At 67.0% G+C, this 19837-nt stretch carries 13 protein-coding genes, 7 pseudogenes and 1 other annotated feature; of the genes and pseudogenes, 9 read left to right on the top strand and 11 right to left on the bottom strand.

Annotated elements, in window-relative coordinates; translation table 11 throughout:
* Window positions 1-231: 231 nt before the first annotated feature.
* The 5 genes and pseudogenes from DK412_RS14730 to DK412_RS14710 all read left to right on the top strand — a co-directional run.
* Window positions 232-717, top strand: coding sequence for a helix-turn-helix domain-containing protein (locus DK412_RS14730; RefSeq protein WP_109972539.1), 486 nt, complete (start codon window positions 232-234; stop codon window positions 715-717).
* Window positions 718-1305 carry an IS630 family transposase gene (locus DK412_RS14725; protein ID WP_109972538.1) on the top strand — a complete coding sequence of 196 codons (588 nt, stop codon included), beginning with the start codon at window positions 718-720 and terminating at the stop codon, window positions 1303-1305.
* Between the two features lie 331 nt (window positions 1306-1636).
* Window positions 1637-2620, top strand: a complete 984-nt coding sequence (gene galE / locus DK412_RS14720; protein WP_109972537.1) for a UDP-glucose 4-epimerase GalE — start codon at window positions 1637-1639, stop codon at window positions 2618-2620.
* Window positions 2621-2680: 60 nt separating this feature from the next.
* A complete protein-coding gene (gene glmS / locus DK412_RS14715; protein WP_109975276.1) occupies window positions 2681-4507 on the top strand; it encodes a glutamine--fructose-6-phosphate transaminase (isomerizing) in 1827 nt (608 codons plus the stop codon).
* Between the two features lie 352 nt (window positions 4508-4859).
* Window positions 4860-5165, top strand: a pseudogene (locus DK412_RS14710) (transposase); the annotation flags it as partial.
* 80 nt (window positions 5166-5245) lie between these two features.
* Here the strand turns inward: DK412_RS14710 and DK412_RS14705 are convergent.
* A protein-coding gene (locus DK412_RS14705) for an IS3 family transposase (RefSeq protein ID WP_109972536.1) occupies window positions 5246-6348 on the bottom strand; the annotation gives its coding sequence in 2 pieces (ribosomal slippage) (window positions 5246-6087 and window positions 6087-6348; 1104 coding nt in all).
* 96 nt (window positions 6349-6444) lie between these two features.
* Between DK412_RS14705 and DK412_RS14700 the strand changes: the two are divergent.
* Window positions 6445-6707 (top strand): annotated as a pseudogene (locus tag DK412_RS14700) (transposase); the annotation flags it as partial.
* Between the two features lie 30 nt (window positions 6708-6737).
* On the opposite strand, the pseudogene DK412_RS14695 reads toward DK412_RS14700, so the two are convergent.
* The 5 genes and pseudogenes from DK412_RS14695 to DK412_RS14675 form a co-directional block, all read right to left on the bottom strand.
* Window positions 6738-7037 (bottom strand): annotated as a pseudogene (locus DK412_RS14695) (integrase core domain-containing protein); the annotation flags it as partial.
* Between the two features lie 7 nt (window positions 7038-7044).
* Window positions 7045-7835, bottom strand: a pseudogene (locus DK412_RS14690) (IS30 family transposase); the annotation flags it as partial.
* Window positions 7836-7848: 13 nt separating this feature from the next.
* Window positions 7849-8910 carry an IS630 family transposase gene (locus DK412_RS14685; protein WP_171070485.1) on the bottom strand — a complete coding sequence of 354 codons (1062 nt, stop codon included), beginning with the start codon at window positions 8908-8910 and terminating at the stop codon, window positions 7849-7851.
* 58 nt (window positions 8911-8968) lie between these two features.
* A pseudogene (locus DK412_RS14680) lies at window positions 8969-9576 on the bottom strand (helix-turn-helix domain-containing protein); the annotation flags it as partial.
* A gap of 47 nt (window positions 9577-9623) precedes the next feature.
* Window positions 9624-10543 (bottom strand): annotated as a pseudogene (locus DK412_RS14675) (IS3 family transposase); the annotation flags it as partial.
* Window positions 10158-10274: a sequence feature (AL1L pseudoknot), on the bottom strand. Its footprint overlaps the pseudogene before it by 117 nt.
* A 325-nt stretch (window positions 10544-10868) precedes the next feature.
* Here DK412_RS14675 and DK412_RS30220 point away from each other — a divergent pair.
* Window positions 10869-11165 (top strand): hypothetical protein, encoded by a 297-nt coding sequence (locus tag DK412_RS30220; protein WP_162596205.1) that lies wholly within the window; start codon window positions 10869-10871, stop codon window positions 11163-11165.
* A 67-nt stretch (window positions 11166-11232) separates the two neighbouring features.
* On the opposite strand, the gene DK412_RS14670 is transcribed toward DK412_RS30220, so the two are convergent.
* Window positions 11233-12402 (bottom strand): HNH endonuclease, encoded by a 1170-nt coding sequence (locus DK412_RS14670; protein ID WP_109972535.1) that lies wholly within the window; start codon window positions 12400-12402, stop codon window positions 11233-11235.
* Window positions 12403-13891: 1489 nt separating this feature from the next.
* Between DK412_RS14670 and DK412_RS14655 the strand changes: the two are divergent.
* Window positions 13892-14079, top strand: a pseudogene (locus DK412_RS14655) (IS66 family transposase); the annotation flags it as partial.
* Window positions 14080-14658: 579 nt separating this feature from the next.
* Here DK412_RS14655 and DK412_RS14650 read toward each other — a convergent pair.
* From DK412_RS14650 to DK412_RS14635, 4 genes are read right to left on the bottom strand one after another with little or no spacing between them, the layout of a single operon-like run.
* Window positions 14659-15516 (bottom strand): class I SAM-dependent methyltransferase, encoded by an 858-nt coding sequence (locus DK412_RS14650; protein WP_109972532.1) that lies wholly within the window; start codon window positions 15514-15516, stop codon window positions 14659-14661.
* Window positions 15513-16568 carry a glycosyltransferase family 4 protein gene (locus DK412_RS14645; RefSeq protein WP_109972531.1) on the bottom strand — a complete coding sequence of 352 codons (1056 nt, stop codon included), beginning with the start codon at window positions 16566-16568 and terminating at the stop codon, window positions 15513-15515. Before DK412_RS14645 ends, DK412_RS14650 begins: the two co-directional genes overlap by 4 nt.
* Window positions 16568-16969 carry a 6-carboxytetrahydropterin synthase gene (locus tag DK412_RS14640; protein ID WP_109972530.1) on the bottom strand — a complete coding sequence of 134 codons (402 nt, stop codon included), beginning with the start codon at window positions 16967-16969 and terminating at the stop codon, window positions 16568-16570. Before DK412_RS14640 ends, DK412_RS14645 begins: the two co-directional genes overlap by 1 nt.
* An 11-nt stretch (window positions 16970-16980) precedes the next feature.
* A complete protein-coding gene (locus DK412_RS14635; RefSeq protein ID WP_109975275.1) occupies window positions 16981-17829 on the bottom strand; it encodes an FAD-dependent oxidoreductase in 849 nt (282 codons plus the stop codon).
* 126 nt (window positions 17830-17955) lie between these two features.
* Here DK412_RS14635 and mdoH point away from each other — a divergent pair, with 126 nt between their 5' ends.
* Window positions 17956-19761 (top strand): glucans biosynthesis glucosyltransferase MdoH, encoded by a 1806-nt coding sequence (gene mdoH / locus DK412_RS14630; protein ID WP_109972529.1) that lies wholly within the window; start codon window positions 17956-17958, stop codon window positions 19759-19761.
* Window positions 19762-19837 lie beyond the last annotated feature (76 nt).

The raw sequence follows: 19837 nt of genomic DNA, 5'->3' as shown, positions 1-19837 counted from the left end.
TGCCAGAGTGCAGTTTGGACAAGGTGCTGGCCATGACGGCTCGGTCGTACGGCAGAGGGCCCCCGCTCGTAGCGCGGGTAGTGTCTCGCGGTAGAAATAGTGTCCCGCGACGAAGCGGAGCAATCGCAGCCCGCACTCATAAGGTTTCCATGTGATTTGATCAGCTTAGCTGTGAACCGATGGGCGGGTTGGTGCATTGCAAGGGGATTGCGTTTGTCGAGGGAGGCGGCGATGGCCGGCCCGGTGTCACACCTGAGCGTGTTGGAGTTGGAGGAGCGCTTCACCGCCTGTGGTGATGCGCGCACCGCCCGTCAGACCCAGGCGATCTGGCTTTCGGCCAAGGGCCACAGTTTCGCACAAGCCGCCGCGGCCTCCGCCTTCAGCGAACGCTGGGTGCGCCGTTTGTGCGACCGCTACAACGCCGAGGGGGTCGAGGCGTTGGGCGACCGGCGCCGCCACAACGGAGCCGCGGCCAGCCTCCTGACGCCAGACGTCCTCGACCGCCTGCGCCAACGCCTGGCCGAGCCGCCGCCGGACGGGGACGTGTGGACGAGCCGCAAGGTGGCGGACATCCTGGCTCAGGACCTGGGGCGCGAGCAGGTGGCGGTGCAGCGCGGCTGGGAGGCGCTCAAGGCGCTGGGCTGGTCGCTGCAACGGCCGCGCCCGCGCAATCCACACGCGGCCACGCCCGAGGCTGCGCAGGCTTTTAAACAATAGTTGGCGCAGACCGTCGATGACGAGGAAGCTCGTGAGCCGCATTTCCCAGTCGTCGTCTATGCGACGGACGAGCACCGCCTCGGCCTGAAGTCAGTTACGCGGCGGGTCTGGGCGCCGGCGGGCGAGCGGCCGGTGGCGCTGGGCCATCACCGCTTCAAGTGGCTGCACGTCACTGCCTTCGTGGCACCGGCGACGGGCGAGACGGTGTGGTACCTCTCCGACGGCCTGTCCAAGCCGTTCTTCGAGCCGCTGTTGGCCGACTTCGCGCGCAAGGTCGGAACGGGCACGCGCTGCCGGGTGGTGGTGCTCGACAATGCCGGCTGGCACACAAAGCCCAGCCTGGCGGTGCCCGAGGGTGTACGGCTGGTCTACCTGCCGCCCTACACCCCCGAACTGCAGCCCGCTGAGACGTTGTGGCCGCTGGTCGATGAGCCGGTGGTCAACCGGCACATCGCCAACCTGGACGAGCTGGAACGCGTGGTCGAGCAGTGGTGCAAGACCTTGTGCGACCAGCCTGACGTCCTCAGCTCACGCACGAGCTTCCATTGGCTGCCCAAAACTACCAAGCCAATACCTAAGCTGGCCTAATCAACCGGAATTGGTATCAGTCGGAATGAAGCGGGCGAGCCATCCCAGGCCAACGCCTCCCGATCGTGCCGTTCTGCTAGTCGCCCAAAGCTGATTCATCAGAAAAAATTCTCTTTCAACGGTTGCGGAAATGCCACAGACTTAGAAATCTTAATACCCTATTAGTGGCGCCGCTTGGAGACTATTCGACGATGCCCTCACCGCGCACAACGTTAGGCTGCTGAAATACTGTACTATAGTCCTGATTTGAGTGCTCATTTTCGACGCACCTCGCGCATATTCATTCTAAGATCTAGGTCCTAACCAGTAGAGAAATGATGAGGATTAGATAATGGCTGTTTTGGTTACAGGCGGCGCCGGATATATCGGCAGCCATATGGTGCTCGCCCTGATCGACGCCGGCCACGACGAAGTGGTGGTCCTCGACGATCTCTCGACCGGCTTCGACTGGGCGCTGCCGCCGGAAGTCACGCTGGTGCGCGGCGACGTCGCCGACCAGGCGCTCGTCGCCGAGACCATCCGCCGGCACAACATCGATGCCCTGGCGCACTTCGCCGCCAAGATCGTGGTGCCCGACTCGGTGTCGGATCCCCTCGGATACTACCTCGCCAACACCGTCAAGTCGCGCGCGCTGATCGAGGCGGCGATCAAGGCCGGCGTGCGCCACGTGATCTTCTCCTCGACCGCCGCGGTCTACGGCGAGCCGGCGGTCGTGCCGGTGCCGGAGGACCTGACCCCGAACCCGATCAACCCCTACGGCCGCTCCAAGCTGATGACCGAGTGGATGCTGGAGGACGCCGCCCGCGCCCACGGCATCAGCTACGTGGTCCTGCGCTACTTCAACGTGGCGGGCGCCGATCCGCGCGGGCGGTCGGGCCAGTCGACACCCAACGCCACGCATCTCATCAAGGTCGCGACGCAGGCGGCGTTGGGCAAGCGCGGCCAGCTCGAGGTGTTCGGCACCGACTATCCGACGCCGGACGGCTCGTGCCTGCGCGACTACATCCAGGTCTCGGACCTGGCGGCGGCCCACCTCGCGGCGCTCAGCCACCTGCGGGCCGGGGGCGAGAGCCTGACGCTCAATTGCGGCTACGGCCGCGGCTACTCGGTGCTGGAGGTGATCGACATGGTGAAGTCGGTCTCCGGCGTCGACTTCCCGGTCAAGCTCTCGCCGCGTCGGGCCGGCGACCCGTCGCGGATCGTCGCCGGGGCGGACCGCATCCGGGTCGAGCTCGGCTGGGTGCCGCAGCACGACGACCTGCGCGAGATCGTCACCCAGGCCTTTGCTTGGGAAAAAAGGCTGTGGGAGAAATAGTTCACGGCGAGAACGCATAATAGTTAGGTCAAATCAACTTCTGTCACTTGGGTGCTGCACATGTGTGGAATAGTTGGAATCGTGGGCCGGAATGCCGTGGCGGGACAGGTGGTCGACGCGCTGCGCCGGCTCGAATATCGCGGCTACGATTCCGCCGGCATCGCCACCCTGGAAGCCGGCCGCCTGGAGCGCCGCCGCGCCGAGGGCAAGCTCTCGAACCTCCAGCTCAAGCTGCTGCAGAACCCCCTCGCGGGCGCGATCGGCATCGGCCACACCCGCTGGGCCACCCACGGCCGGCCGAACGAGACCAACGCCCACCCGCACGCCACCGAGCGCCTGGCGGTGGTGCATAACGGCATCATCGAGAATTTCCGCGAATTGAAGGCCGAGCTCGCCGCCGAGGGCTGCGTCTTCGAGACCGAGACCGACACCGAGGTGGTGGCCCAGCTCGTCACCCACCTGATGCGGACCGGCCTGAAGCCCCTCTCCGCCGTCGAGGCGGCCCTGCCGCGCCTGCGCGGCGCCTTCGCCCTCGCCTTCCTGTTCGCCGGCGAAGAAGATTTTCTCATCGGCGCCCGCCACGGCGCGCCGCTCGCGGTCGGCTTCGGCGACGGCGAGACCTATCTCGGCTCGGACGCGCTCGCGCTCGCCCCCTTCACCGACGAGATCACCTATCTCGAGGAGGGCGACTGGACCATCCTGACCCGCGACGGCGCCGAGATCCGCGACGGCGCCGGCAACGTCGTCGCCCGCCCGCGCCAGAAGATCGCCACCCAGGCCTTCCTGGTCGACAAGGGCAATTACCGCCACTTCATGGCGAAGGAGATCTACGAGCAGCCGGAGGTGGTGGGCCGCACCTTCGCCCACTACGTCGACTTGGCGGCGGGCCGGGTCGCCCTGCCGGAGGCTCTGCCCTTCGACTTCGCCAAGCTCAGCCGGATCTCGATCACCGCCTGCGGCACCGCCTATTATGCCGGCCTCGTCGCCAAGTACTGGTTCGAGACGCTGGCCCGGCTGCCGGTCGAGATCGACGTCGCCTCCGAGACCCGCTACCGCGAGCCGCCGCTGGAGAAGGACGGGCTGACGATCGTCATCTCGCAATCGGGCGAGACCGCCGACACCCTGGCCTCGCTCCGCTACGCCAAATCGCAAGGCCAGCACACGCTGGCGGTGGTCAACGTCCCGACCTCGACCATCGCGCGGGAGGCCTCCGCCGTGGTGCCGACCCTCGCCGGCCCCGAGATCGGCGTCGCCTCGACCAAGGCGTTCTCGTGCCAGCTCACGGTGCTGCTCTGCCTGGCGCTGGCGGCGGGCCGGGCGCGCGGCACCCTCGACGAGGCGCAGGAGAAGCGCCTCGTCGACGCGCTGATCAAGGTGCCGGGCCTGATGGCCGAGGCCTTGAAGCGCGAGGACGAGATCGAGGTCCTGGCCCGCGAGATCGCCAAGGCGCGGGACGTGCTCTATCTCGGCCGCGGTACCGCCTACCCGATGGCGCTCGAGGGGGCGCTGAAGCTCAAGGAAATCTCCTACATCCACGCCGAGGGCTACGCCGCCGGCGAGCTGAAGCACGGGCCGATCGCCTTGATCGACGACGCGGTGCCGGTGATCGTGATCGCCCCCCACGACGCGACCTTCGAGAAGACCGTGTCGAACATGCAGGAGGTGGCGGCCCGCGGCGGGAAGATCGTGCTGATCGGCGACGCGCGCGGCGCCGACGCGGCCGGCCTCGACATGCTCGCCACCGTGATGATGCCGGACCTCGACCCGGTCGTGGCGCCGATCGTCTACGCGGTGCCGGTGCAGCTGCTCGCCTACCACACCGCCGTGGTGCTCGGGAAAGACGTCGACCAGCCGCGGAACCTCGCCAAGTCAGTCACAGTGGAATGAGGGAGACCGACAGTGTCCCCCCGTAGCCGGCCGCTATCATCGCTCCGCAGCCGGGGTTGCGGTCCACGCGCCGCCAGTTATTTCAGGGAGCTCCATCCTTGGTCTATGGCAAAGCGTATGGCTATGTCAAAGCCGGCAGGCGCGTGGAGCTGTTCACCGAAGCCGGCCGGCGGCGGACGTGGTCTGAGGTGCAGGGGGCTATTCATCGTCACCGAGGGTGAGCCGCCCCCTCGGCGATCGGCGCCGTAGCACGCCGACTGGGATTGCCCCGTTTCTGATACTGCTTGCGAATCCGTCTGCTTGGTTAGCTCGTTGATGTGAAAGCGCAATCCAACGCTCGCCGAGGCTCGTCATGTCGCTGCAGCCAAGCTCGCCCGCCGAGGTTCCCCGCCAGACCGCCGCCGTGGCCCGAGCCGCGTTCCCGCGAGGCAATGCTTACATGCGGCTGAGGGATGAACTCGGCACCGTGTTCACCGACGCGCAGTTCACGGCATTGTTCTCCTCCCGTGGCCGCCCGGCCGAGGCACCCTGGCGGCTGGCGCTCGTTACCTTGTTGCAGTTCGCCGAGAACCTCTCGGACCGCCGTGCGGCCGAAGCGGCGCGTGGCCGCATCGACTGGAAGTACCTCCTGGGCTTCGACCTCATCGACCCGGGCTTCTGGTCAGCCCCCATCCGAGTGGTCCGCCCTGAAGTATGGCTCTGAGCCGACTGGTCTTGCCCTAGTTTGTGGTCCGGGGCCTATGCAAGTTCTCGGGCTGTGACAGCTTGGTTGGCGAAGGCTCGAGGCGTCAAGCCGCCCAGGGCCGTGTGAGGTCGGTCTTCGTTGTAGTGGCACCTCCATTCCTCGATGCGCGCTCGGGCATCAGCGAGCGACAAGAACCACGACGCGTTTAGACACTCTGCTCGTAAGCGGCCGTTGAAGGCCTCGATGTAGGCATTGTCGGTCGGTTTTCCCGGACGAGAGAAGTCGAGCTCCACCCCATTGAGGTAAGCCCAGTGATCCAGCATACGACCGGCAAATTCCGGCCCATTGTCCACCCGCAGGCTTTTGGGTCTCCCGCGGAGCCGGATCAGTGCGTCGAGAACCTCCACCACCTGGAAGGCGCGGAAGGTGGTTCTCGGTGCCAGCGAGAGCGCCTCTCGCGTGCGGCAGTCTACGACCGTCAGGATCCGGAACGGACGTCCGTCGAAGAGGCCGTCGGACATGAAGTCCATCGCCCAGACCTCGTTGGGACTGTCGATCGCGGGCCGCCCTTGCCGGTAGCGCCAAGCTCGCTTGCGCTTGGGCAGCTTGGGCCAGATCGACAGCCCCTCGTCCCGGTAGAGCCGGTAGGTGCGCTTGTGGTTCACGATTAAACCCTCCCGCCGCAATAGGACGTGCAGTCGCCGGTAGCCGTAGCGGACCCGCGCAGCCGCTAACTCCTTGAGCCTCATGCGCAACGCCACCTGTGGGTCCGTGCGCGTCCGGTAGCGCTGGGACGAACGGCCGAAGCCGGTGGCCTGGCAGGCCCGCCGCTCGCTGATGCCGTAGGTCACCTGCAGGTGACCGGCGACCTCACGCCTAACGGCGGGCCTCATCACTTTCGCTTGAGCACGTCCTCCAGCATCGAGCGATCCGGCGTCAGGTCGGCGACCAAGCGTTTGAGCTTGCTGTTATCGTCCTCTAATTGCTTCAGGCGTCGGATCTCCGGCACGCCCATGCCGACGAACTGCTTCTTCCACCGGTAAAAGGTTGGCTCAGACACGCCCATCTTTCGGCAGACCTCGTCCACCGTGCTGCCGTTCTCCGCCTGTCTCAGGGCGAAGGCGATTTGTTCGTTCGTGAAGCGTTTGCGAGGCATGGCATCCACCCTCCTTCAGGGGTCAGGATGCCCGAAAATCTTGCACTCGGCCCGGACCAGTTTCGTGGGTCAGGACCACGACGGAGGACGGACCCGATGGGAACCAAGAAGCACCAGCCGGAAGAGTTTGTTGCCAAGCTGCGACAGGTGGATGTGCTGGTCTCACAGGGCAGAGCGTGGCTGACGCGATCCGGGGTATCGGCGTGACCGAGGTCACGTATTACCGCTGGCGCAAGGAGTTCGGTGGGCTGAAGTCCGACCAGGTGCGCCGGATGAAGGAGCTGGAGACCGAGAACCAGCGGCTGCGCAAGGCGATCGCGGACCACACACTCGACAAGCTGATCCTGCAGGAGGCCGCCCCGGTTTTCTCGGAGGCTGTTTGTCTTGGGTCATGCGGCCAAGGCTTGGTCGCCGCCATGGGCATAATAGCGCGCTTCAGCCTCGGCGGGAGGGACGTTGCCGATGGGCGCGAGGAGGCGAAGGTGGTTGTACCAGTCGACCCATTCCAGGGTGGCGTACTCGACCGCCTCGAAGGAGCGCCACGGCCCGCGTCGGTGGATCACCTCCGCCTTGAACAAGCCGTTGATCGTCTCCGCCAAGGCGTTGTCGTAGCTGTCGCCGACGCTGCCGACCGACGGCTCGATGCCGGCTCCAGCCAGGCGCTCGGTGTAGCGCAAAGCCAAGTATTGCTTGGGTTCAAGCGGTCGTCGCAACACCATCTTGCATGGCAGCCAGCACAGCGTCGAGTGCCTCTGCCGGCATCTTCCAGTTCAGCGTCTTGCGGCGCCTGCTGTTCAGGACGGTGGCTACAGCAGCAAGATCATTCGCACTATGCTTGCTCAGATCCGTTCCCTTCGGAAAGTACTGCCGTAGTAGTCCATTCGTGTTCTCGTTCGTGTCCCGCTGCCAGGATGAGCGCGGATCGCAGAAGTACACCTGCAGACCTGTATCGATCCGTAAGCGCGCATGCTCGGCCATCTCCGTTCCCTGGTCCCAGGTCAACGAGCGTCGCAGGTGCTCCGGCAAGCTCGCAATCGTACCGGCGATCGCCTTGCGGACCGCTTCGGCCCCATGCCCAGCCAAGCCGGCCCGTTCTTCGCGCGCGGCGTCACCCCATGACCGTCCATCGGCGGAAGATGCAGCAGCATCGTGAAGCGTGTCGTGCGCTCGACCAGGGTCCCGATCGCCGAACTCTTCAGACCCAGGATCAGATCGCCCTCCCAGTGACCTGGCACCGCGCGATCCTCCACCTTGGGCGGACGCTCGCTGATCAGCACCTCGGGAGTGACGAACGACTTGCCTCGGCCCAGGCTGCGGGCCCGCGGCAACCGCAAAGCCCGTCCTGTGCGAAGACACGCGATCAACTCACGCTTCAGCGCGCCCCGGACCTGGACGTAGAGCGCCTGGTAGATCGCCTCGTGACTGATGTGCATCATCGTATCGCCCGGGAAGTCGAGCCGCAAACGCTCGGCGATCTGCTGCGGGCTCTAGTGCACTGACTCAGACGGAAGGTGCAGCCTGGCTGTTGAGGATGGCGGCGGCCGGCTTGGTCCAGATGAAGGGCCTGGGCCGCTCGTTGTGTTCGGCAATGTAGCGCTTGATCGCCGCCTGCAGGTCGACGATTCCGGTGAACGTGCCGCGTCGCAGTCGCCGACGCGACAGCGCCGAGAAGAAGCCCTCGACGGCGTTGAGCCAAGACGCGGAGGTCGGGGTGAAGTGGAACACCCAGCGCGGATGACGCGACAGCCAGGCCCGGACCTTCGCATGGGTGTGGGTGCGGTAGTTGTCGAGCACCACGTGGATGATCTTGCCGGCCGGCACCGCCGCCTCGACGGCGTTGAGGAAGCGCAGGAACTCCTCGTGGCGGTGGCGCTGCATGCAGCGGCCGATCACCGTGCCCTCCAGCACGTTCAGCGCTGCAAACAGCGTCGTGGTGCCGTGGCGGATGTAGTCGTGAGTGCGGGTCGCCGGGCGTCCTGACGCGAGCGGACGGTCGGGCCGGGTGCGCTCCAGGGCCTGGATCTGGCTCTTCTCGTCGACCGACAGCACCACCGCGTGACGAGGCGGGTCCATGTAGAGGCCGACGATGTCTTCCACCTTCTCGGCGAAGGCCGGGTCAGTGGAGCGCTTGAAGGTGCGCACGCGGTGCGGCTGCAGGCGGTGTTCCTGCCAGATGCGCTGGACCGAGCGCAGCGAGATGCCGGTCGCGGCAGCAACCGCGCGACCGGTCCAATGAGTGACCTCACCCGGCGGCTCGGAGCAGGTCAGCGCCAGCACCTCGGCGACGGTGCTGGTGGAGTGGGGCGGCTTGCCGGGCGGGCGGGTCTTGTCGCGCAGCAGGCCGTCGACCCCCTCTTCCGCGAAGCGCTGTTGCCAGCGCCAGACGGCGGTTCGGCTGACGCCGGCCTGGTGGGCGACTTCAAGCACGGGAAGGCGCTCGGCGGAGAGCAGGACGATGCGGGCGCGCTGGACGTGCTTGAGCGGGCGAGCACGATCCTGGCTGATCGCGCGCAGCCGTGCCTTTTCGTCCTCAGTGAGGATTACGCAGACGGTCTGAGCCATGCCGCAGACTCGCACGCCTCACGCCTGGTGTGAACCTTTCGAATGCGTCAGTGCACTAGGATCGCCCCCAGCGCCGGCTCTGGCGCCGTCCGTGTCGCCGCCCCTTCCAGGTGACGCTCGTCCCAGGCAGGGTGGTCCCGCCCGGCGTGGCGACAGCACCGGCGAGCCGTTCCTGGACATACGTCCGCAGTACCACGTTCTCAGCAAGCTTCGCTGGCTTGGGCCGGCGTGCCGCGCGTTCAGCGTGCCACTGCGCGGTCGTGGCGCGATAGTCCAGGCCGCCATTGCGGGTCGCTGCATTGCGCCGCAACTCTCGAGAGATGGTCGATGCTGCACGTCCCAGATGCCGAGCCACTCCCCGAACCCCATGCCCCTGGGCTCGCAGCAGCGCGATCTCCTCCCTCTCGGCCATCGACAGGAAGTGGGTCGACAGTGGCTTGGATGATGGCGACAGGTGGCTGGGCGCCATCCCGCGCCCGCCATCCGGAACCACCGCGAGCCAACCGACGGCGAGATCCCGACCTTCATGGCTGCGTCCTCGCTCGACACCCCGTCCGCGATGATCGCCCAGAACTCCCGCCGAGTGGCGCGCAAACCGACCCCGGGACGACCCGGTGACCGAAGCTTCTCTCGAAGACACCGATCCGAACGCCGCCGACCTGCCATCACAAATGCCCTCCGCTAAGCCGTTGCGACGATCACTTGAATCCACCTTGCGAGCCGCGGTCCGAGTGATGCACCAGCCCGCTGCCTTGCACAGGACGACGCTCGTGCAGCGCCTGCTCCAGAGCATCCAGCACGAAGCTCGCGTGAGCACGACGTGAGGCCCGCCAGCCCACGATGCGCCGGGCGAACACATCGATGACGAAGGCCACATAGACGAAGCCCGACCACGTCGCTACGTAGATGAAGTCGCTGACCCACAGGGCGTTCGGCCGGGGAGCCTTGAACTGTCGATTGACCCGGTTGAGGGGGCAAGCTGCGGCCGGGTCGGGGATCGTGGTGCGCACGCTCCTGCCACGCACCACCCCCGCCAAGCCCAGTCGGCGCATCAGCCGCGCCACCGTGCATCGAGCGGTCACGATCCCCTCCCGGGCCAGTTGCCGCCACACCTTCCGCACGCCGTAGACGCAGAAGTTGGCCTCGAACACGCGCTGGATCTCGATCATCAACGCAGCGTCGCTGTGAGCACGAACCAGTTGCTTCTCGGGATCGGCACGCCGGGCGGCATGCACGTAGTAGGGCGACGGGGCGATCGGCAGCACCCCGCAGATCGGCTCGACCTCGTAGACCTCCCGGTATTCGTCGATGAAGCTGATCATGGCCGCGACCGGCGGTCCCGTTCTGCCATGGCAAAATACGCCGACGCCTTGCGCAGGATCTCGTTGGCTTGGCGCAGCTCGCGAACCTCGCGCTCCAGCGCCTTGATCCGCTAACGCTCGTCCGTTGTCTGGCCGGGCCGCACACCTTGATCACGCTCGGACTGGCGCACCCAGTTCCTCAGCGTCTCACCCGAGCAGCCGATCTTGGCAGCAAACGACTGGATCGCTGAGCATTGCGAGCCGTGCTCGCGCACCATCCGCACGGCACGCTCGCGCACCTCAGGGGAAAACGGGGCTGTTCGCTTCGTTATGGCTCCTTCCTCTCAGAAGTTGGAGCTTCCGGGAAACCCGGGGCGGTTCACCCGCTTCTGCAAACAGACTTCTAACTCAGATCACTAGCCGCACCATGGTTGTAGGTGATTACCGAGTCATGACTGCCGCAGGCGCATGTTCGGCCTACCCACATCCGCTTCGGCTTTTATCAAGAATACGGATTGCGGATTTGCGCCGAGACAAGGCACTTCGCTCGTAGCGATCAAGTGCTGTGAGATCGCGGGCGAACTGCACTAGTATCTGCGCCTCGCGATCAGGTTTAACAGTTAATCGAGCATCTACATTGGGAGAGCCTAAATATGATTGAAGATTTCTGATGTTTGCTGGCAGCAGACTCGTGATGTGCTTGTCATTATGTGGCAACCCCCTTGCCCTGCCGACCGATGGTTCCGCGTGTGCCTGAGCAATCAGCCGGTGGCGCGCGTGCCGAACGCGCTCAAGATCAATTTGCGCTTCGGCCACGCGCAGGACGAGATTGAGATCCTCAATGCCGCTCAAGCTCGTCAGGATCTGCTGCGCCAACGCTTGGGCCTGCGCGCTGAACGAGGGGTCCGCCATTATTGGAATCGCGAGGCCATGCCGCTCCGCGTTCCGGGATGATGTAGCTTTTCCCTTAGCAGAGCGAGGGCCAGTGCTACGTTGCGCGTTGTCACGGTTCGCTGCAACTCTACGGGCGCTTGGCATAAGGTTGGCCAGAAGCGGACGGGGATACATTCGGAGTTTGAGGATTCACGTCGGTGAATTCTGCCTCGATGATCGTTTCTCCGATGCGGGCAAGCCGGACGGCCAGCGCCTCACGGTGGCGGTCGACCTCGCGCAGAATTGCATTACGACGTGCTTCGGCGTTGGCGATAAGCCGGTCGAAGCGTTCGAAATCGTCGAGACGAGCGGCCAGTGCCTCAGCCTTAACGGTATCGAATGAGAGGGCTGCGTCGGCCAGGAGGGTATCAACTGCTGCGTTCGCCTGGTTCTCCCCTCTGAACCAATCCTCTGCGAGTCGTTCTGCAAAGCTCGCTTCAACAAGCAAGGGCAGTACGCGCTCAAGGCCGTTGCGCATTGCCACTTGCAGGAGTGCGCCTCGAAGACGGCGGAGGCGTAATGTCTCCCAGACAAGGTCCGCGACGTCCCGAACCCAAAACTCCTCAATGATGTCTGTTGGACCAACCGCGCTAGCGATGTCAGCGTGGAGTTTCTCGTACTGTGCAGCCTCTTCGCCAGCGAGAACTACGTGCGATGCAGGAATGCGTAACGCTGCTGATTTAGGCGCAGCTTTGACGCTTCGCGGATGCGAGCCGTCCGGACCAGTAGGTTTGCGCATTGATTCAGAATTCGCCATACAGTGAATGCCTGGCGGCGTGCCATCTCTGGGCGGACAATGCAATTTCGATGCTCGTTCTTCAAGAGGCTGAGAGGAAGAAACGGGTGCCGCCAACTCCGCGAGTGCCAACCTGCTCATCGACTCAGCGCGCAACACCACTTGGCCATTAATCTTTCTCTTGAGAGGGCTGCCACGTGAGCCGGGGAGAGGATGGGACGTGGTGGCTGCGCCAAGGTGCAGAATCTTCTGCCGTTTGGCGCGCGCTGTGAATGCGTGATCATCACGCGTTTTGGCGCGCGCGCAGCCCTCGTGCGCAGGTCCCATGTTTTCCAAATCGTCGGCTCCACCGAGTTCTAGGGCTCGTATGTGCTCGACGATCCAGCGCTCGCGGACGCCGTCGATGGGTGTCTCACAGATGACGCAGACGCCCTTGGTTCTCTCCCAGGCCTGGAGGCGGCGGTGGGCGGAGAGGGAGCGGCGAGGCGTGGTGCCAACGTCCTTAGGAGCGATGAACGGCATTGTAGGCCTCGGCGGAAGCGCGGGAGCGTCGGGCTATAAGCGTGAGCGCGCGGTGAGAGAGGGCCTCCCATTCGGCAGTGAGCCGCTCGTAGCGCTCGATGAGGGCGCGCAACTCCGTGTCATCCTCGTGGGGAACGAGGGTCACGCGAAGGCCGAGACTGGCGATGGTTGGGCGTGCAAAGTCGGCCGCGCGGGATCGCTGTGGTTTCTTCGGCATTGGGATGGCCGCATGTTAGAGAACAAGGGAGATTATCGATGGTTGCTGGCGCGGTATTGGGAGTATTTCCGCGCGCCGCACGTGAGACAAGTAGTCGTACCGAAGCTCTGGCGATTAACATAAAAGTTTGTGCCGCAGCGTGCTGCAATCATTTATTAGGACAAATTTGGAATGATATCGATTTAAACTTATCAATCTGAATTTCTGGAAGTCAGCGAAAATGGATCGGAGCCGCGTAGAAATCAGCCAGTGCCTAACAACCTAGAGATCGAGCGTGTCAGTCAAATTATTTTTGGCGAGCACAACAGATAAGCCGGAGCTCCACAATTGTCTCATTCCCGCGCGGTGCGCTATGGCCGCGGCAATAGCCAACATGACACCCACGCGGTGATAGTACCAACCACTGCTAATGTGGAGTTCTGAGGCAGCCGAAGCGCGGGGACGCTCAAATGCAACCTTAGGCTAAGCCTCGTAGGGGCAGCTCGCCGCACAGCTACCCGGACGGCAGGTGATGTGGTTCGCGACAATATCGCCTATTGCTGCCGGATTCGGTACAAGACGGACTTGATACATAGGCTTCCTCGGTGTCTGATACCCTGAGTATCATTATGATGGCGGGCCATGTCAATACCTCAGGTATCGTTTTGGCCCTGGATCGCGGATCTCCTAAGCATGTTGACGAGCGAGTTGGTGAAAGCGGCGCGAGCTTTGATCCGGTGGGAACAGAAAGATTTGGCTGAGGCATCGGGAGTCTCACTCCCAACCATCAAGCGGCTAGAAGCTAAACCTGGCAGTCTTAATGCGCATAGCTCAACCATATCTGCAATACAATTAGCACTTGAGCGCCAAGGTATCAACTTCATACCTGAAAATTGTGGAGGCCCCGGCCTTCGATTGGGCTCAAAACGCATTTAATTTCGATATCGAATCAATCAATATATTTTTATATAAAATACTTTTTGATTTGGATATGAAATCAAGGCTGGGAAAGGAATTTTTATATATTATTTCTGCTAATATTAAATAAAATGGAGACATAAATTTGCAATCTGCTGGCCAGACGACTGAAAATCCGTCAATACCTCGACGCATGAATTCTATTAATTAAGGCATTTGTCGTACCAATCGACGATGGCTGGGATCACAACCTGTGTCGGTATTTCATAAATACTTATGGGGTACGCTCGGCCGCAGCGTAACGACAGCGGGGCGTCGATGCAGAGTGCTCACTGTACCTCTTGCCGAGAGCTGATTTCGCTGACTAACTCGTGAGTGGGCCGCTGTGATCTTGAGCATTCGATTAAGGAGGAGCTGATCGAGCTGGTGCTGCGGCTGCAACGCCCGAAGAAGACCTCGCGCACCTTCACCAAGCCGCCCTCCGGTGACCGCAAGAAGCGCCGCAAGCAGGCCAAGCCCGACTAGGCAAGCCTGATCACGAGGGGGCTAGCCGCCCGCTCAGCGCGGCCCCGTGACCCACCGCTCCGCTGCACCACAAACGCGGGCAAGCTTCCAAAAAAAGCGGGGGATGGGTTTTGGCAGAACGAACCCAAAATGCCGTCAGCCGAAGCGCGCGCATAACGAAGCAGCCCAATGGACCCTCAGTCGCCGCCGCATACAGGCGCTAGGAGTGCTAAGGACTGTGCTGAGCTTAAGAACTGGGTTCGCTGCTGCGCGGTAAAGCTCGCTCTAGGGTGAGCAGAGTCCGGACGATCCGAACCTGACCGACCCTCGACGCCTCGACGCGATCGTGGCGAACTCGATCCTGCGCAACCGCTCGCCGGTGATGTGCCTGCGGGGTGCGCCGATGCTAGCCCCCTGGGACGGTGCCAGATGTATCGAAGGCCCAGCAGGGCGTCTCACCACAAGGCTAGCGAGCGGATCGTCGATGAGAACGGCCGCCGCGTTGCTTCGTCGGAAACCATCTCCCGACCAGACACGATCCAAATCCGCTCTCATCCTCGGGCAGCTCCACGTCGCTCGGGGCCGGGTCGAGCGTACTCGCCGGCCCCGCGTCGGCCCTCACCACAGGCGCTGCCTGCTCACCCGCGCTCAGGCCCGCCGGTGTCGGGTAGCGCCAGAAGATCCCGGTGCCCGATCTCCGCTCTGGTGCCGGGCCGCCGCCTGGCCGCCGCCCACTCCGCCGCGTCCGCCGCACACACCCTCCCGGTCTCCGCCGCCGCCCGCGCCGCGCCCGCGGCGAGATCCTGCAGCAGCGCGGCCTCGCCCGTGCCGAGGCGCCAGGGGCTCGCGGCGGTCGAAACGGCGTAGCCGTGGTGCCGGAAGGCCGTGGCGAGCGCCACCGTCGCGCCGGGGCCGGCGGCGGGCCCGAAGCCCTTGTCGCCGGCCTGATGGGCGAGGAACGCGGCATGGATCGCGGCATCGGCCGGGTGCGGCGGGGTCCAGCTTTCCTGCCCGTCATAGGTGAGGGCGGTGTAGAACACGGCGCAGGCCCCGACGACCGCGCGCGCGACCTCGGCGATCCAGGCCTCCGAGGCGAGATCGAACAGGGCCGCCGCGGTGACGAGGTCCGGCCCCTCCGCGAGGGCCGCCGCCGGGTCGGTCGCGAGGTCGAGGGCGCGCAAGCGCACGGCGATCCGCTGACCGCCGCGATGCAGGACCAGGCCGTCCCCGGTTTCCTCCGCCCGCTCCGCCCAGGCCGACAGGCGCTCGGCCGCGGCGGAGAGCAGGGCGGGATCGTGGTCGACGAGGAGCCAGGCCTGCCGGGAGCCCAGATGCGGCGCCAGCGCCCGCAGGTTCGAGCCGGTGCCGCAGCCGAGATCGACCGCCCGCATCGACTTCGGCAGCACCCGCGCGAGGGCGGCGACGAGGCCCGCGTCGCGGGCGGCGCGGTCGGCGGGCTCGCGCAGGGCGAGCCAGTCGGGGCTGAAGCCGCTCATGCTGTCCTCGGGGTCGGGTCTCTCAGGGCCGCGGCGACCGCCGCCGCGGTATCGGGCCAGTCCGGCAGGCGCCGGCCGGCGGCCCAGGACGCGGCGGCGGCCTCGGCGCGGCGGGCCGGATCGGCCATGAGCGCGCGCAAGGCGCCGGCGAGGGCGGGGGCGTCGCCGGGCGGCACCGCGCGGCCGGCGCCCGCCGGCACCGTCTCGGCGGCCGCACCGCCGGAGGTGGCGACGAGGGGCAGCCCGCGGGCGAGGGCTTCCGCGAGCGCCATGCCGTAGCCCTCGAACAGCGAGGCCGAGACCGCGAGGTCGGCCTCGGCATAGAGCCGCTCGAGCGTCCCCGGCGTCACCGCGCCGGCCAGCGCGATGCGGGAATCGAGGCCGGATGCGGCGATCTGGTCGCGGAGGGACGCGGCGCAATCCGGTGCCCGGTCGAGGCTGCCGGCGACCGTCAGCGACCAGTCGAGGTCGGTGAGCGTCGCGAGCGCCCGCACCAGGACGTCGTAGCCCTTGCGCGGGGAGACGGTCCCGACCGAGAGGAGCCGGACCGGCGGGCCGGGCCGCGGCACGACCCGGGCGGCGGGGGGCGTGCCGGGCTCCGCGACGGCGATCCGCTCCGGCGCCACGCCGAACTCGGCCGCGAGCAGCCGGGCGGTGTAGCGGCTCGTCGTCACGATGCGGGACGCGAGCGCCAGAGCCCCGCGCTCGCCCGCGACCAGCGCCGCCGCCCGCTCCGGCGACAGGCCGGTCTCGTAGCCGAGAGGGTGATGCACCAGAGCCGCCACCGGGCGTCCGGCGGCGCGGATCACCTCCGGCGGCAGGGCCCCGTAGGCGAGGCCGTCGACGAGGAGCGCGGCGTCTCTCGGCACCTGCGCCAGGAGGGCGGCGGTGCCGGCGAGGTCGTCCGGGCCTGGATCCGGGAACCCGCCCGGCAGGGCGAGATGCGTCGCCGCCACCCCTTGCGCCGGCAGGTGCGCCAGGAGCTGGCGGGCATAGGCGTAGCCGCCGGTCGGCGCCGACAGGTCGCCCGGGACGGCGAGAACCAGACGCATCAGGCGAGCGGCGCCTCGAACCAGGCCCGGGCCAGGTGGGATTCGTGCAGGGTCACGCGCAGGCGGCTCACCCCCTCGCCGCCGGAGCCGAGGGCGCCGGCTCGCGTCGCGGCGGCCATCGCCCGGTGGATGTGGCCGCACAGGAACTCGGTGGTGGTGTTCTCTCCGGAGAATTCCGGCAGGTCGTCGAGGTTGCGGTAGTTGAGCGGCGCCAGGATCGTCTTCAGCGCCTCGCTCGCCCGGCCGATATCGACCACCACCCCGTCCGGGGTCAGGCTCTCGCGGAAGAACGCCACGTCGACCACGAAGGTCGCGCCGTGCAGGGCTTGCGCCGGCCCGAACAGCTCGCCCCGGAAGCTGTGGGCGATCATCACGTGGTCGCGGACCTCGACGGCGTACATGCGGGCTCCTGTCAGTAGCGGATCACGGTGCACAGGCCCGGCGCGCCGGGGGCGAGCAGGCGCGGCAGTTCGGCGGGCAGATCGTCGAAGGCGACCTCCTCGGTGACGAGGGCGTCGAGGCGGTCGTCGCGCAGCAGGTCGAGGGCCTTGAGGAGGCGCCGCCGGTGGCTCCAGCGCGGGCGGCGCGAGGCCGCCACCGCCCCGACCTGGCTGGCGACGAGGCGCAGGCGCTTCGCGTGGAAGGCGAGGCCGAGGGGGGCGGCGACCATGCTCTCGCCGTACCAGCTCAGCTCGACGATTCCCGCCTCCTCGCCGGCGAGCGACAGGGCGAGCGCCAGCCCGGCCTCGCTGGCGCTGGCGTGGAAGACGATGTCGGCCTCTCGAGGCGCCGCCTCCGGCAGCGCGAAGGCGAGGCCCAAGGCCCGCGCCGTCGCCGCCCGGGCCGGCGCGCGGTCGATCAGGCAGATGTCCGCGCCCGGCAGTCCGGCGCAGAGATGGGCGACGAGGAGCCCGACCACGCCGCCGCCCACCACCGCGATCCGGTCCCCCGGCCCGGCGCCGGACTCCCACACGGCGTTGAGCGCCGTCTCCATGTTGGCGGCGAGCACGGCGCGACGGGGCGGCAGGCCCTTCGGCAGCGGGCAGAGGGCGACCCGGGGGGCGTTGAACGCCTCCTGGTGCGGCTGGAGCGCGAAGACGCGCTCGCCGGCGTCCGTCTCGGCCACCGCGCAGTAGCCGTACTTGACCGGGAACGGGAACTCGCCCTCTTGCGCCGGCGCCCGCATCCGCCCGGCCACCGCCTCCGGAACGCGGCCCTCGAAGACCAGCCGCTCGGTGCCCCGGCTCAGGGCCGTCCACAGGGTGCGCGCCCGCACCTCGCCCTCGCCCGGTGGGGACAGGCGTTCTTGCCGCAGCTCCGCCTGGCCGGCTGCGCTATACCAGAGCGCCCGCACGGCGTCCGCCGTGCCGCTCCCGGATGCCTGACGATGCCGCAAACCGACTCCTCGGTGGTCACCCTCGCGGAGGGAGCGTCCCGCGCTCCTCTCACGACGCCGACGGGCCTGCAAGCCTGCATCGCCCTGCGTCGCCGGCGGTGGCTGGTGCTCGGACTCGTCCTCGCGACCACCTTCAGCCTCGCGGCGGCCCTCGCGGCGGTGCTGGCGCAGGACGGGGTCGACGCCCTCGACCTCGCGCTCCTCGCCTGCGGCCTCGCCACCCTGCCCTGGACGGTGCTGGGATTCTGGAACGCCGCGATCGGCTTCCTGCTCCTGCGGGCCGGCCGCGTCGGGCTCATGGCCGCCGCGCCGCAGGCCGCGGTGGGGGAGGGGCAGGTCCCGCCCCATCTCACGACCGCCGTGGTCATGACCCTGCGCAACGAGGACCCGGCCCGGGCCCTGGCACGCCTCGCCCTGGTGCGCGAGAGCCTGGAGCGCACCGGCCACGGCAATGCCTTCCATTATCACGTGCTCAGCGACAGCGACGAACCGGCGGTGATCCGGGCCGAGGAGGCGTGGGTCGCGGGCTGGCGCGCCGGGCTGCCCGACGGGGAGGCGGCCCGGATCCACTACCGCCGGCGCACCGACAATGCCGGCTACAAGGCCGGCAACCTGCAGGAATTCTGCGCCCGCAGCGACGCCGACCTGATGCTGCCCCTCGACGCCGACAGCCTGATGACCGGACCGGCGATCCTGCGCCTCGTGCGGATCATGCAGGCGCATCCGCGCCTCGGCATCCTGCAGAGCCTGGCGGTCGGGGCACCGGCGGGCAGCGCCTTTGCCCGGCTGTTTCAGTTCGGCATGCGCCACGGCATGCTGCCCTACACGCTGGGAGCTGCCTGGTGGGGGGCGGAATGCGGCCCGTTCTGGGGCCACAACGCGCTGGTGCGCATCGCCCCCTTCGCGGCCCATTGCCGGCTGCCGGGTTTACGCGGCGGCGGGGCGGTCCTGTCGCACGACCAGGTCGAGGCGGTGCTGATGCGCCGGGCCGGCTACGAGGTCCGGGTGCTGCCGCTCGAGGAGGGCAGCTTCGAGGACAACCCGCCGACGCTCCTCGACCACCTCACCCGCGACGCCCGCTGGTGCCGCGGCAACCTCCAGTACCTGCGCCTGCCCCGTCTCCCGGGCCTCCTGCCGATGAGCCGGTTCCAGCTCGCCTGGGCGGTGATGATGTTCCTCACCCCGCCGGCCCTGACGCTCGCCCTCCTGCTCCTGCCCTGGCGCGCCGCCACGCAAGGGGGCCCGGCGACGGGCGCCGCTTCGCTCTACCTCGTCTGGCTCCTCCTCTCGCTCGCCCCGAAGCTCGCCGGCTACGCCGCCGTGCTGGCGGACCGCGAGGCCCGGGCGGCCCATGGCGGGGGAATGCGCTTCCTCGCCGGGATGGTGGCGGAGATCGCGGCCTCGTTCCTCTTGCTCGGCGCCTCGTCGGTCCGGCTCACCGGGGTGATGATCGGGCTCGCCCTCGGCCGGACCGGATTGTGGAGCGCGCAGGACCGGGATGCGCGGGGCGTGCGCTGGGGCGAGGCTTTCCGCGCCCTGGGCGGCGTCACCCTGTTCGGGATCGTGGTGTGCGGGGCGCTGGCCGTCGTCTCCCCGGCGCTCCTCGCCTGGAGCCTGCCGCTCACCCTCGGCAGCCTGCTCGCGGTGCCGTTCTGCGTCCTCACGGCGGCGCCGGAGGTGGGACGGGCGATGGTCCGGGCGGGCCTCTGCGCGACGCGCGAGGAGATCGCACCGCCGTGGGAGATCGCGCGGGTGGGCGAGGGGGGCAGCGGTGTCGCGATGGCGTCGGTCCGGTGAAGCCGGTGGCCGAAACGTCCGGCGCTCCCTGGCGATCCCGCAAGGGACCGCCGAGGGCGGGGAGCGGCCGCGTGCG

This window comes from Methylobacterium sp. 17Sr1-1 (assembly GCF_003173775.1).
Lineage (GTDB): Bacteria > Pseudomonadota > Alphaproteobacteria > Rhizobiales > Beijerinckiaceae > Methylobacterium.
The sequence above is the reverse complement of the archived record's forward strand: the minus strand, read 5'-3'. Positions and strand labels throughout refer to the sequence as shown.

Bases quoted from the DNA above. Each gene is read 5' to 3' on its own strand.
- DK412_RS14670 (WP_109972535.1), bottom strand. From the start codon at position 12,402: ATGCCGTTCATCGCTCCTAAGGACGTTGGCACCACGCCTCGCCGCTCC.
- DK412_RS14685 (WP_171070485.1), bottom strand. From the start codon at position 8,910: ATGGCTCAGACCGTCTGCGTAATCCTCACTGAGGACGAAAAGGCACGG.
- DK412_RS14645 (WP_109972531.1), bottom strand. From the start codon at position 16,568: ATGCGTCTGGTTCTCGCCGTCCCGGGCGACCTGTCGGCGCCGACCGGC.
- glmS (WP_109975276.1), top strand. From the start codon at position 2,681: ATGTGTGGAATAGTTGGAATCGTGGGCCGGAATGCCGTGGCGGGACAG.
- galE (WP_109972537.1), top strand. From the start codon at position 1,637: ATGGCTGTTTTGGTTACAGGCGGCGCCGGATATATCGGCAGCCATATG.
- DK412_RS14730 (WP_109972539.1), top strand. From the start codon at position 232: ATGGCCGGCCCGGTGTCACACCTGAGCGTGTTGGAGTTGGAGGAGCGC.
- DK412_RS14640 (WP_109972530.1), bottom strand. From the start codon at position 16,969: ATGTACGCCGTCGAGGTCCGCGACCACGTGATGATCGCCCACAGCTTC.
- DK412_RS14650 (WP_109972532.1), bottom strand. From the start codon at position 15,516: ATGAGCGGCTTCAGCCCCGACTGGCTCGCCCTGCGCGAGCCCGCCGAC.
- mdoH (WP_109972529.1), top strand. From the start codon at position 17,956: ATGCCGCAAACCGACTCCTCGGTGGTCACCCTCGCGGAGGGAGCGTCC.